A 12,926-nucleotide genomic window follows, 5' to 3' on the forward strand; every position below is an offset into this window, starting at 1 on the left:
CAGGGAGAGGGGACAATCCGTGCCTGACTTTGGCTTCGAACTAGCGGACGGAAACTAACGCGCTACAAACCAACGTCCGCACCTGACCACCACGCTGAACTGGCTCCCTCTCCTTTTTGGGGAGAGGGTTGGGGTGAGGGGTGCAAGCAGCTCGGGCTTAGCGTTTCTCTAACCACGCGCCATAGAAGCTTGGCCGACCCACCGCTTCAAAGTTGACGCCTTTCAGATAGGGAGCACCGGCAAAGACCTGCGGCTCTTCAAAGAACGGGATCACATAGGCCTGATCCAGCAGATACTTTTGAGCCTCACCGGCGATCTGCAAGCGCTTGGCCGGATCCACCTCAGAGGCGATCCCCAGCAGCAGTTGGTTCAGCGAGTTGTCGATAAATTTACTGTTCTGGCTGGTGCCACCCTGCTGCAACAGGCCATCACGATTGGTGGGATAAAACTGGCTTTTAATCACATCGGGATCGGCACGGCCCACTTCGACCACCGAAGCCGGGGTCTTTTGTGGATCGAGGTTATCCGCCACCCGGCTGCCCGCATCGCCTGCCAGAATATTCAGCCGCGCACCCACCTTGCCCCACTGTTGCGAGACCAATTGCAGCACCGCCTTGTTTTGCGGTTGCGGCAGCGACTCATACACCGTTAACAACAACTTTTTACCGTCTTTCTGGCGCAGACCATCGCTGCCCTTTTGCCAACCGGCGTCATCCAGCAGGCGGTTGGCCTTCGCCAGATCGAAGGTCAATTTATCGGAGAGATCGACAAAACCGGCTGCCGAGGAGGCGATCACCGATTTGGCTTGTGGATAGTTGGCGGAGAACAGCGTATCGACGATCTGTTTGCTGTCGGTGGCATGCAGCAGCGCTTGCCGCACGCGAATGTCGGCCACCAGCGGATTATCTGGTCGGAAGGCAATGCTGTCGTTGACGCCACGGGTTGGCGCGGCATAGATCGTAAAGCCCTGATCCTGGGTTTGCTTCTCATCGTAAGCCTGGATCTGGCGAATAAAGTCCGCCTGCCCGGCCTGCAACGCGCCAATCCGCACGCTGTCTTCCGGGGTGACGATCACCTTGATGGCATCCAGATTGGCCCGCCCTTGTTGAGCCAGCTTGGCTGGTCCCCAACGATAGTCTTGGCGTACGCTGAGATCGACCTCGCGCCCCAGGGTTTCACCGCTCACCACAAACGGACCAGAGCCGATAATATGGCGCGCATCACCCAGTTCATCGTATTGGCGGTTCAGCGTACTGAGCGATACTAGCCCAGAGCCGATGGTCGCCGTACCTTGCAGGAAGCCTGGGGACGAGCGTTTGAAATAGAATTTCACCGTCAGCGGATCGATGACCTCGCTGTGGTCATAGTTATTGATCACCTCGGAAACCGGCAAGCGCAGCGCTTTATTGCCTAGACCATAGGTATCAAAGTTCTTGGCTACCGCGTTGGCATCCAGCGGTGTCCCGTCGGAGAAGGTCACACCGGGGCGCAGTTTAAAAGTGTATACCGTTTTATCGGGGTTGCTGGACCAGGACTCGGCGATCCAGGGTTCGATCTCCAGCGTTTTCGGGTTCTGGTAGGTCAGCTTGTCGGTGATCTGGTTAAGGATACCGCCGTTGGGATAAAACCCGCCGGAAGGGGGATACAGGTTGGTATGAGCCTGCTGCTCCAGGTAGATCAGAGTGCCGCCCTGCACCGCCGCGATGGCCGGGCTCGCCGCAGCCGCAGCGCCTAATACCACTGCCAGTCCGCTGGTTAACGTCTTGAAAGGAAAATTAAACATGGGTGCCGTGCCTTCTTTATGTCGGTTTGTTATGGGTTAGATAACAAACCAAAACGGCACGGAGTTGAACGAACTAATTTAGCTAACTAATGATGAAAAAAGCAGTAACGCGCCAAGCAGTGGCTGGGCACGCCCCGTCAATCCACCTGATACTGCACAATCAACTGCCCTTTCTTCATCTTAACGGCGGTAATTTGCACCTTGCCCAACTCCGCCAGCGAACGCACATGGGTGCCTCCGCAGCCATAAGCAGGCAGATCGCCAAAACCAACCTGACGGACGCCTTGCTGTTCCTGTTGCCTGCGTGGCAAGTCGGCGGCGATCAAGTCCGTCAGCCGTTGTTGCAAATAGTCTGGTTGCAGTTGTGTTGCCTGTGCACCCGGAGCAAAGGTAATGCGCCCTTCCCCCGGCCAGTGGTGCGCTTTCACCGGCTGCCAGCCTTGGCCTTCCCCCAGCCAGCCAATCAGATGCCCGGCAGAATGCCAGCGGGTATGCAGGTGCCGTTGTTCCCCATCAATCTCTAGCGTGACCGGGCCACAAGGCAACGGCTCGGCCAGATAATGGAGCAGTTGATCGCCCTGCGCGGCAACACGTAATACCGCTACACCGCCGATCGTGCCGCTATCGCTCGGCTGCCCGCCGCCCTGAGGGTGAAACAGCGTGGCATCCAACTGCACCGCGTAGCTGCCATCCTCTTGCGCCGTGCAGGCCAGTACCTGAGCCTGGAGCTGCAAATCATCGTGATAATAATAAAGTCGTTCGGTCATGGGCTTTCTCCTGGTTATCGCCGTTATTATATTCGTGCCATAATCGGCTGATAATCCGTCTTCATTACAATGGACCTTTGCGCCGTGAGCACAAATCTTTCCACCGCACTGCTGGTTGAAATGGCTGTTTTTGTTCAGGTGGTGGAAAGCGGCAGCTTCTCCGCCGCCGCGCGCCAGTTAGGCAGCTCGCCTTCTGCCACCAGCCGCAGCGTTGCCAGGTTGGAACAAGCGCTGAACGTACGGCTGTTGCACCGCACCACCCGCAAACTGCGCCTGAGTGAGCAAGGCGAGGCCGTGTTTCAGCGCTGCCGCAGCATGCTGGATGCCGCCAACTCAGTGTTGACCATCAGCGGCCAGAGCAGCTCAGAGCCGGAAGGCACAATCAGCGTCAGCGTACCGAAGGCCGTCGGGCACTTTGTCCTGCACCCTCACATGCCAGAGTTCTTACGGCGCTACCCGCAGGTGGATGTCCATCTGCGGCTGGAGGACCGTTACATGGATCTGATCGACGATCGGGTCGATCTGGCGCTGCGCATCACCGACCGCCCGTCACCGGGCTTGATCGGCCGCCCGTTGATGACCATCGAACATTTGCTATGCGCCACTCCGCATTACCTGGCCCAACAGGGCACGCCGCGTCACCCGCGAGATCTGACGGAGCATAGCTGTATTTACCTGGGGGAGACGCCCAGCGACGCGCGCTGGCGTTTTCGCCGCAACGGCAAGACGGTTTCGGTCAATGTCCGGGGGCGCTATGCCGCCAACCATACCGGAGTTCGGTTGGACGCGGTGAAACAGCATATCGGTATCGGCAGCCTGCCCTACTTTACCGCCCACCAGGCGCTGGCCAGCGGTGAGATTGTGCAGGTGTTGCCAGAGTGGGATTTCCTCAGCAGCTATCATGGCGATCTGTGGCTGCTGTATGCCCCAACTCAGCATCTGCCCCCCAAGCTGAGAGTGTTTATTGATTATCTGGTGGCCAGTTTAGGCCAGGAACCCGCGTTAAAGCGCCTTGCGCAGGGTGATATTGATGCGGTGTGACCCCACCAGCGAATGATAGCCCTCTTTCACCGGCATGATGCCGTGGAAGCATAACCGTGACGGGCCGCCCCAGACCACCACGTCACCGTGGGCCAGCGGGATGCGCCGCGTTCTGTCGCTGCGTTGCAGGCCACCAAACTGAAAAACGGCCGGTAACCCCAGCGATACCGAAACGATCGGCGCCGTAAAATCATGCTCATCTTTATCCTGATGCAGTGAAAGCTTACTGCCCGGATCGTAGCGGTTCATCAGGCAGGAGTCCGGGACGTAATGACCGAACCCGGCCTGCAAGGCCGCTTCATCAGCCAATGCCAGCAAAATTCCCGGGATTTCTGGCCAACTTTTGCCGGTTCCGGGATCGCGTTGCGAATAGCGGTAGCCATTACTATCGCTGTTCCAGCCGTTGCCGCACCAGCTCATGGCCACCGACATGGTGAAACCGCCCGGCGTAGTCATATGCCGCCAAGGCACCTGTGCCACTACGTCGTTGACCGCCGCCAGCAGTTCCGGCCCGTGCTCGCGAACAAAACCGTGCAACACCACCGCCCCCGGCGCGATTTCCTCACGCCAGGGCGGCGGCAGCGCATCTTCAAACAGATCGATTGTCATCGCCTTTACCTGGATAAATACACAGGTATAATTCTAACCGCTTGGCCGTTGTTGTCCAGCCCGGCGTAATTCATTGTTGTTAGAGCTAAATAACCTTAGAGTAACCGCTGGATCTTAATCTATACCCTGATTTCAAGCTTCAGCTAGGCGGCCAGCTTGCTCATCCCTAGGAGCTTACTTTTAGTAAGTGACTAGGGTGAGCAAGCGCAGTCAACAACGCTGTAGTTTGAAAGACGACGGGTAAATAATCAGGAACGCTGGTGATCAAAGGCATCATACTTTCCGTCGTCGCTTCTCTGCTGTTCGGCGTGATGTATTACTACACCTCAATGCTAACCCCACTCGACGGCGAGGAAATCTATGGCTGGCGCACCCTGCTGACGCTGCCGTTTCTGACGCTGTTTATGCTGTTTTCCGGCGACTGGGCGCGGGTGAAAGAAATGCTGCACTGGCTACGGCAGCGCCCGCAACGCGTGCTGTTGCTGCTGCTCACCACCTCCATACTGGGAGTTCAGCTGTGGCTATTCCTCTGGGCACCGCTGCACGGCATGGCGCTGGATGTCTCACTCGGCTATTTCCTGCTGCCGCTGACCATGGTGTTGGCAGGGCGAGTGTTTTTCCGCGATCGCCTGTCTGTGCTGCAAAAGCTGGCGGCCCTATGTGCCTTGGTTGGCGTGGGTAATGAGCTGATACTGGTGGGCGGGGTTTCCTGGTCGACGCTGGTTGTCGCGTTAGGCTATCCCGTTTACTTTATTCTGCGCCGCCGCTTGGGCACCGATCATCTGGGCGGGCTGTGGTGTGAGCTGACGCTGATGCTGCCGGTCGCCGCGCTGTTTGCCCTTGGTGGCTCAGAACCGCTGGCGGCGCTGACGGCCAAACCGCTGCTGTATTTGCAGATCCCGCTGTTGGGCATTATCAGCGCGCTGGCGCTGGTGTGCTATATCCTGGCCAGCCGCCTGCTCCCCTTCAGCCTATTTGGCCTGCTGAGCTATGTAGAACCGGTGTTGCTGGTGATCGTCGCGCTGCTATTGGGTGAAACCATTAACGCTAACCAATGGCTGACCTATATCCCAATCTGGCTGGCGGTCATGTTGCTGGTGCTGGAAGGTGCGCACCATCTGCTACGCAGAAGAATGTAATGCTGAAAATTGGGCTCATTACGTAGGGCGAGGCTTGCAACTCAATGGGCGCAGCATGCGGCGCCCCTACGGCCGAGCATCTCCCCCCCCCGACAATTCATTGATTTTAAAAATAAATCAATGTTGTGACGGCGTCACCTTGCAACCAAAAACGCCCGCCAAAGCGGCGGCCTGAATGGCAAAGCGGCGTCAGCGTTTTTTGCAATTCCAGCTCAAACGTCTGTGCCTGCATATCCAGCTTGGTCACCCGCGCATCCATAAAATCAAAGTAGCAGCGCACCTGCGGGTAAAGCGCCTTAAACAGGCTTTCCTTGGCGGAAAACACCAGCGTCAACAGCAGGTTAAAAGGCTGTGGATGTTGTCGTAACCACTGGCATTCGTCCTCATTGACGATGCCGCTCCACAACTCTTCTGCTCGAGCTGGCGGGATCTGCGTTTCCACATCAATGCCCACGCCACCTGCCCCACTCTCATGCTGAGCGGCACACAGCGCCGTATCATTATTGTGGCTGATCGCCCCGGCAATCCCGGCGGGCCAGAGCGGTTCACGCTTCTCCCCACGTAATAAGGTGAAATTCTGATGCCCCAACTCTGCCAGCACCCAGCGCGCCAGATAGCGCCCGGCCAGATATTCCGCCTTACGTTTGGCGACTGCGGGTGCGACATGTTCAGGGAAATCGATACCGGCGGCAGCAAACAGATCGTCGTGATAATCCGCGACAGAGAAGTGACACTGCGCGATCAGGCCAGCAAAGCCGTCAACCGGCAATAATTCAGCATTGAGAATAAAAGAAGAGAGCACGTTTCATCCGTGATAAGGGGTCCGTTGAGACAGTATATACCGCGCGGCAGGCCGGGGCGAAACGGTTCGCCCCGGCAGCACGGTTAATGCAAGACGTCCTTCATGGTTTTTTCAAAGTCGCTCCAGGCGCAGAAGCCGTCTTTATCTACCGGGCAGCCTTCCAGCGCCAGGGTGACGCGCTGCGGCGGGGTGCTTAGCGTCAGCGGTTCGGCATTACGCAACTGCTCGGTTGATTGATAGACATACTCAATCTTCAACAGATCGCGATCGCCTTTGCCATCATGCCAGCGTTGGAACACCAGCTTGCCGCCAATCGGGGTCTTCTCATACTGCTTCGGCAATTCATACGGCTTGAACTTCATCGCTGATAGTAAGGAGGCGATGTTGGAATCATGCCCCACCAGCACGGTCAGCTTCGGAGAATCTGCCTTGCGCTCACTGATCAGCGCCGAATTGATGTAGGTCAGCAGCGGCTTGGCAACGTTCTGGGCAACGACCGACGAGGTGAACAGCGAATCCTGATAGCCATCTTTCAGCTTGGCCAACTGCTGCCACTGGTGCGGCGTCACTATCTTGCCCCAGGCCACGTCTTTCATCGGGAAGCCTTCGTAATATTGCAGCATAAAGGCATCCACCAGCGAGTTACCCACTTTCAGCGGGCCAGAAACGCCTGGCTCTTTCCCCGGCACCGCGCTCATTTTGTTCGGTTCAGTGGCCAGGTTGCACTGCTTGTCAGTCTTGCAGGCAGGAGAGTCTTTGTAGTCGATGATCTGCTCGAGCTGTTTGTAGGAGGCGTCCAGCTTCAGCGATGCCAGCTCGGCATTCATGGCGCTCAGCGCCTGCTGGTTAAAGGCTTCGCTGTTGTCGGTGATAATCGGGTTGAAGGTAGGATCCATCTCCCCCATTTTCTCCTGATGATGCACGCTGATATCACAGCCAGGGAACGCGCCGTTGGTAAAGAACTGCGCGGTGGCTACGGTGCGTTGCAGGCTGTTGGCATACACGTAAACGCTGTCAGCGGCCGGGCAACCTTCCTGCGGCAAAATGCCCGCCTGCTTGAGCCACGCGTTGAAATAGTGGCCCATATACACTTCCAGCACGCCGCCCTTGGTGGTCAGCAAGCCACCTGGCGTATCCCACTGTGGCCAGGCTTTCGGCGTGGACTGGGCTAACACGCTGCCGTTGTTCGCCAACGGTGCGCGCAGGTTATGGCGGCTCATTACCAGCACCTGTTCCAGTTGATAACCGTCGTTCTCGGCAAAGGCGGTGCCGCTAAACAGCAAAGGCAGGCAAAGTAATAACGTTTTTTTTCTCATCCGCAGAGGCTCCCTAAATATGATTATTTTGAATAGGTTAACGTTGGATTTGTATAATGACGGCGTTCGACATGAAAGTGTGTGACGGGCGTCACGGGGGAAGGGAATGCAACAGCGGCCATCCGTGGATGGCCGCCGATTAACTTAATACCACAGGCTAAGAATTGGCCAGCCGATCAACAGCAGCGCCGCGATATACACCACGCCGAGGATACCGCCAAGACGCCAGTAGTCTTTCGACTTCACATAGCCGCAGCCGTAGATGATTACCCCTGGGCCAGTGGCATACGGGGTCAATACCCCCATGATACCGATAGACAACACCAGCAGGATGGAAAGGTGCTCCATCGGCACGCCCGGCAAGCCTTTACCTACCGCCAGGATCATCGGCAGCATGGTCGCGGTGTGGGCCGACAGGCTGGCAAACAGGTAGTGCGCGTAGTAGAACACCAGTACCAGCAGGACGACCGTCATCTTCGGTGAGAAACCATCCAGATGGGTGCTCATGGTGGTGGCAAACCAGTCGATAAAGCCGGAACGGCTCAGGCCGCTGGCCATCACCACCAAGGTTGCCAGGTTAACCAGGGTATTCCAGGCGCTGGAGTATTTGGTGATGTCTTTCCAACTGACCACGTGCAGGGCAAGCATCAGCGATACCGCCAGCAAACACACCGTAGTCGCATCCACGATTTTACCGCCGAACACCCACAGGCACAGGCTGAGTAACACCAGGCCGATCAAGGTATATTCTTTGCGGGTCAGTTTCCCCATTTCCCCCAGTGCCGTATTGGCCCAACCAGCCACTTCATCGCTGTGGGTAACACCTGGCTTATACAGGTAGTAGGAAATCAACGGCGCAACGATCAGCAACAGCAGCCCAACCGGCAGGAAGGCCAGGAACCATTGCATCCAGCTGATGTTGATCCCGGCAATCTTGTGGACGAACTCAATACCCAGCACGTTAGGTGCCGCGCCGGTCACAAACATGGAGGAACTGATGCTGGTCCCTACCACCATCATCCACATCAGGTAACCACCGATGCGGCGTGACGAAGGATCGTTCGGGAAAGAGTCAAACAGCGGCGGCAGGTTTTTCACCACCGGGAACACGGTGCCCCCGGTACGCGCGGTGTTGGATGGGGTAAACGGGGCTAACAGGATATCGATGATCACCACCGCGTAGCCCAGCGTCAGGGTGCGTTTGCCCATGAACTTCACCAGGAACAGCGCGATGCGGCGCCCTAACCCGGTGGCTTCATAGCCCAGCGCAAAGATAAAGGCCCCAAACACCAACCAAACGGTGGTACTGGAGAACCCGGCCAGCCCCCATTTGAGCGCCTCTTTACCGGCTTTAAAGCTGGGATTGGCCAGCTCTTCGGCACCAAACAGCACCCAGTTGGAACTGAGCACGCTGACGGTCACGGCAATAAAGCTGATCGCCGTGGCCGGGATCGGCTCCAGGATCATACCGACGATCATCGCCACAAAGATGGCAAAGTAACGCCAGGCTTGCGGTGGCATGCCCTCCGGCGTGGGTATCATTAACAGGACGGCAAGCACCACCAACGGGGCGATCGCTTTCCAGACTTTCTCTTTGGTTTCGGACATGGACACTTCTCCTGAAGGCTTCGTTATTTTTTTAAGCCCCCGTCTGCGGCAACTGCGCCAACAGCCAGGTGACTATCAATAAATCGGCACTACCGCCGGGGCTGAGATTGCGGGCGATGCACGCAATGTCGAACTGCCGTAAACGGGCAATTCCTTGTGCCGTCCCTGCCCCTCCCTGTGCCAATAACTGGCTGGCGTAGTGTTGTAACCAGCGCAGCCCTTTGATGCCGCCCCGCGAGGCGACGTTGGTATCATCGTTATGCGCCATCAGCCACAGTAGGCTGTCCAGCAGCGCGACCTGTTCGCCACAACCACTGGCGATCCTCTGGCGATACAGCGGCAACGAGCCACCAATCACCCGCTGAAAGCCGGATTCAGCCTCACCACGGGCACCGCTCAGGCCAAACTCGGCAAATAACCGTTGCCCTGCCGTCTGGCCTGCGTTGTTGCGTTGCAGCTCTCGGCTAACCAACCCACGGCACATCTGGGCCACTTCATCACACAGGCTTTGGGCGTCTATCTGCCGTTGTTGTTGCTGTAAGCGGCCAAGGGCGCAGCACAACAGCCCTAGCGAGAACACGCTGCCTTTATGGGTGTTGATGCCGCCAGTGGCGCGGAACATCTGTTCTTCGCAGGCCATGCCCAATGGGCGCAGGCGTGCAAGCTGCTGCTCGGCAGGCAAAACGGCGTCGGCCATACCCTGGCGGATAAAATAGGGTAGCCACCGGCCAATCGCCCTTGAGCTGCGATAGAAATGGCCAATATCCATGTCGCGATGCGCGCCGTTGTTGTGGCGATCGACCAACCCCGGTTTCGGCGTCAGGTTGACCTCCACCAACAGCGCCCGATAGGCGTCGCGGGCAAAGCGCTGGCTGTGCGAAAGATCTGTAACCGTCGGCTGCCAATCAGGCTGGGAGTGCATCATTGAGCATCCTTTCCATAGCATTGAGCAGTTGTTCGGTGCTGTGGCTCTGCTGGCGGGCGCAAATCTTGGCTGGCTGATTGCACAGCAGACAGTTGCGTTCAGGCAGACCAAGTTCGCGCCGCGACAAGATCTTTCCTTGCGGGGTCAGCACATCGATATCCCACAGGCGGCCAATCGGCTGCTGGATTTCCAGTTGGATGGCAGCCTCTTTCACCGCGCGAGCATCGGCTTGCAGCGCCAGATAGCCTTCGCAGCCGGTGGGCAGCGCCAGGGTCTTCTGCTGCAAACAAAGCCAGCCTTGCTGGCGATACATCTGCTGCAGAGCCTGCCTGCCCAGGTTGAACACGCGCCGCGTCATGGGGCTGTCTTTCACCGCCCCCGGCACCACCAGAGTGAGCACCACCAGCGTGGCGGTAGGATGGCGCGCCAGCCACGCCTGTTGCCGTGCCTGCCGGCATTCACGGCTGGAAAGCAGTTCGGGCAAACTTACGGCGCGGCTGGCGGCCAATTCGGGGGAGATGTAAGCCATGGCGTTACTCCGCGACCTGATGTACGACGTCAATCACCGAACCGTCGCGATAGCGCACCACGGCCACCACGTTGTCGGTAAAGGCGATCGGTTTCGGTTCGCCGGTCAGTACCAGCGCACGCTCACGCAGCCATTCGATGGTGACCACCTGCAACCCGGCATCGCGTAATCTCTGCGCCAGCTCTGGGCGGGCCGGGTTAACGGCAATACCGTGGTCGGTCACCAGAATGTCGATGCTGGAGCCCGGCGTAACGCAGGTGGTCACCTGCTCAACCAGCGTAGGAATGCGGCCACGCACCAACGGCGCGACAATAATCGCCAACCGTGCCGCCGCTGCAGTATCACAGTGTCCACCGGAAGCACCACGGATCACCCCGTCAGACCCGGTCAGCACGTTAACGTTAAAGCCGGTGTCAATTTCCAGGGCGCTCAGCACGACCACGTCCAGGCGGTCAACCGATGCGCCCTTGGAGCTGAAGTTGGCGTACTGATTAGCGCTGATCTCGATATGATTTGGGTTGCGAGCCAATGACATGGCCGCAGCACGGTCAAAGCTCTGCACGTCCAGCAGTTTGCCGATCAGGCCTTTCTCATGCAGATCCACCATGGTGGAGGTGATGCCGCCCAGTGCAAAACCGGCGCGGACGCCACGGGCACGCATCTTGTCTTCCAGGAAGCGGGTTACGGCCAACGAAGCGCCACCGGTGCCGGTCTGTAAGGAGAAGCCTTCGGTGAAGTAGCCGGAATCAACGATCACCTCGGCAGCACGGCGGGCAATCAGCAGCTCACGCGGGTTGGAGGTCATACGCGTGGCATCGGCCCCGATCTTGTCCGCATCCCCTACGCGCTCCAGTTGCACGATCAGATCGACCTGATCCTGTGCCAGGCTGGCGGGATGATGCGGATAAGGCACGATCGCCTCGGTCAGCAGCACCACGCTCCGGGCCGCAGCGGCATCCACTTTGGCGTAACCAAGCGAACCGCAGCAGGCATCGCCGGTATAACCGTTGGCATTGCCGAACTCATCGCAGGTCGGCACCCCAAGGAAGGCAACGTCGATCTGCAATTCACCCGACTCGACCAGGTTGACCCGGCCACCGTGCGAGTGAACCTGCACTGGCTCTTTCAGCAAGCCGCGCGAAATGGCGTCCGCCAACGGCCCACGTAAGCCGGAGGTATAAATGCGGCTCACCACCCCGTTGCGAATATGGCCGACCAGCGGCGCATGGCAATCGGTCAATGAACTGGAGGCCAGCGTCAGGTTGCGGAAGCCCATCTTCGCCAGCACATCCATCACCTGGTTGAGTGCCAGATCGCCGCCACGGAATGCGTGGTGGAAAGAGATGGTCATACCGTCCTGTAGACCGCTGCGGCGGATCGCCACTTCCAGCGACTCACAGCGTTTGATGTCGCGCGGTTTACGCGCCTGCAGGTTGGCCTTGGAGGCTTCCTGATAAAGCCGCATCTCGGCGTGATTGTTCAAGGTCATCAGGCGTTGTTGGCGTTTCATCATGCTTCCTCGCTGTGGTTCGGTTCTTCACGCACGCCGGAGAGCGCTGCGCGTTGCAGTACTAGACGGGCCCGTTCAATCACCGGGCTATCGACCATCTTGCCGTTCAGCGAAACCACGCCGCGCCCCTCTTTTTCTGCCGCTTCTGCCGCATCAACCACTCGCTGGGCATGGGCCACTTCTTTGGCGGTTGGTGCGTACAGGTTGTGCAGCAGCTCGATCTGGCGTGGGTTAATCAGAGATTTACCGTCAAAGCCCAGCTGTTTGATCAGCGCCGCTTCCTGTAGGAAACCCGCTTCGTTGTTGGCATCGGAATAGACGGTATCGAACGCCTGGATCCCGGCTGAGCGGGCGGCCTGCAACAGTGAACAACGGGCAAACAGCAGTTCAATGCCTTCCGGCGAGCGCTCGGTACGCAGATTGCGCACATAGTCTTCGGCACCCAGCGCAATCCCGATCAACCTTGGGGAAGCCTGCGCAATCGCCACCGCGTTGGTGATGCCCTGTGCGGACTCGATCGCCGCCAGCAGGCCAGTGCTGCCGACCGGGCGACCACAGGTTCGTTCAATGGCGGCGATTTCACGCTCCATATCCACTACGTCCTGCGCGGTGTCGGTTTTTGGCAGACGGACGATATCCGCTCCGCCACGCACTACCGCTTGCAGATCCGCCAGACCATAGGCCGAGTCCAGGGCGTTGACGCGCACAATGGTTTCTACTTCCTGATACAGCGGGTGTTGCAGCGCGTGATACACCAGGCGACGGGCCGCGTCTTTCTCCCGCAGGATCACCGAGTCTTCCAGATCGAACATCAACGCATCGGCCTGATAGATAAAGGCGTTGCTGACCATGGCGGCATTCGCCCCCGGCACGAATAGCATGCTGCGGCGCATGCGG

Annotated in this window: 12 protein-coding genes; 2 read left to right on the plus strand and 10 right to left on the minus strand. The window is 58.3% G+C overall.

Annotated elements, in window-relative coordinates; genetic code table 11:
* Positions 1–157: 157 nt before the first annotated feature.
* Both WN53_RS24495 and WN53_RS24500 read right to left on the minus strand, forming a co-directional pair.
* The gene (locus tag WN53_RS24495) at positions 158–1,783 is read right to left on the minus strand and encodes a TIGR04028 family ABC transporter substrate-binding protein (RefSeq protein ID WP_024486267.1); all 1,626 of its coding nucleotides are present in this window, start codon (positions 1,781–1,783) and stop codon (positions 158–160) included.
* A 137-nt stretch (positions 1,784–1,920) separates the two neighbouring features.
* Complete coding sequence (locus WN53_RS24500; protein WP_024486268.1) at positions 1,921–2,550, minus strand: alanyl-tRNA editing protein; 630 nt, start codon at positions 2,548–2,550, stop codon at positions 1,921–1,923.
* Between the two features lie 84 nt (positions 2,551–2,634).
* On the opposite strand from WN53_RS24500, the gene WN53_RS24505 reads away from it, so the two are divergent.
* Positions 2,635–3,591, plus strand: coding sequence for a LysR family transcriptional regulator (locus WN53_RS24505; RefSeq protein WP_218918944.1), 957 nt, complete (start codon positions 2,635–2,637; stop codon positions 3,589–3,591).
* Here the strand turns inward: WN53_RS24505 and alkB are convergent.
* Positions 3,553–4,200: a DNA oxidative demethylase AlkB gene (gene alkB, locus WN53_RS24510; protein ID WP_046808351.1), complete on the minus strand. Its 648-nt coding sequence runs from the start codon at positions 4,198–4,200 to the stop codon at positions 3,553–3,555. The genes WN53_RS24505 and alkB overlap by 39 nt on opposite strands.
* A 260-nt stretch (positions 4,201–4,460) precedes the next feature.
* Here alkB and rarD point away from each other — a divergent pair, with 260 nt between their 5' ends.
* Positions 4,461–5,339, plus strand: a complete 879-nt coding sequence (rarD, locus tag WN53_RS24515; RefSeq protein WP_024486904.1) for an EamA family transporter RarD — start codon at positions 4,461–4,463, stop codon at positions 5,337–5,339.
* A 106-nt stretch (positions 5,340–5,445) separates the two neighbouring features.
* Here rarD and WN53_RS24520 read toward each other — a convergent pair whose 3' ends face one another.
* The 7 genes from WN53_RS24520 to citE all read right to left on the minus strand — a co-directional run bounded on the left by WN53_RS24520 (position 5,446) and on the right by citE (position 12,922).
* Complete coding sequence (locus WN53_RS24520) at positions 5,446–6,141, minus strand: 4'-phosphopantetheinyl transferase family protein (RefSeq protein ID WP_046808352.1); 696 nt, start codon at positions 6,139–6,141, stop codon at positions 5,446–5,448.
* Between the two features lie 83 nt (positions 6,142–6,224).
* Positions 6,225–7,457 (minus strand): bifunctional glucose-1-phosphatase/inositol phosphatase, encoded by a 1,233-nt coding sequence (gene agp / locus WN53_RS24525; RefSeq protein WP_024486905.1) that lies wholly within the window; start codon positions 7,455–7,457, stop codon positions 6,225–6,227.
* 144 nt (positions 7,458–7,601) lie between these two features.
* Positions 7,602–9,065 carry an anion permease gene (locus WN53_RS24530; protein WP_046808353.1) on the minus strand — a complete coding sequence of 488 codons (1,464 nt, stop codon included), beginning with the start codon at positions 9,063–9,065 and terminating at the stop codon, positions 7,602–7,604.
* 31 nt (positions 9,066–9,096) lie between these two features.
* Positions 9,097–9,990, minus strand: a complete 894-nt coding sequence (citG, locus tag WN53_RS24535; protein WP_046808354.1) for a triphosphoribosyl-dephospho-CoA synthase CitG — start codon at positions 9,988–9,990, stop codon at positions 9,097–9,099.
* The gene (gene citX / locus WN53_RS24540) at positions 9,971–10,519 is read right to left on the minus strand and encodes a citrate lyase holo-[acyl-carrier protein] synthase (protein WP_046808355.1); all 549 of its coding nucleotides are present in this window, start codon (positions 10,517–10,519) and stop codon (positions 9,971–9,973) included. The genes citG and citX overlap by 20 nt, the downstream gene beginning before the upstream one ends.
* A gap of 4 nt (positions 10,520–10,523) precedes the next feature.
* Entirely contained in the window at positions 10,524–12,029 is a 1,506-nt protein-coding gene (citF, locus tag WN53_RS24545; RefSeq protein WP_021180303.1) for a citrate lyase subunit alpha, read from the minus strand.
* Positions 12,029–12,922, minus strand: a complete 894-nt coding sequence (citE, locus tag WN53_RS24550; protein ID WP_046808519.1) for a citrate (pro-3S)-lyase subunit beta — start codon at positions 12,920–12,922, stop codon at positions 12,029–12,031. Before citE ends, citF begins: the two co-directional genes overlap by 1 nt.
* Between the last annotated feature and the right edge of the window lie 4 nt (positions 12,923–12,926).

Source organism: Serratia fonticola (assembly GCF_001006005.1).
GTDB classification, from domain to species: Bacteria; Pseudomonadota; Gammaproteobacteria; order Enterobacterales; family Enterobacteriaceae; genus Chania; species Chania fonticola.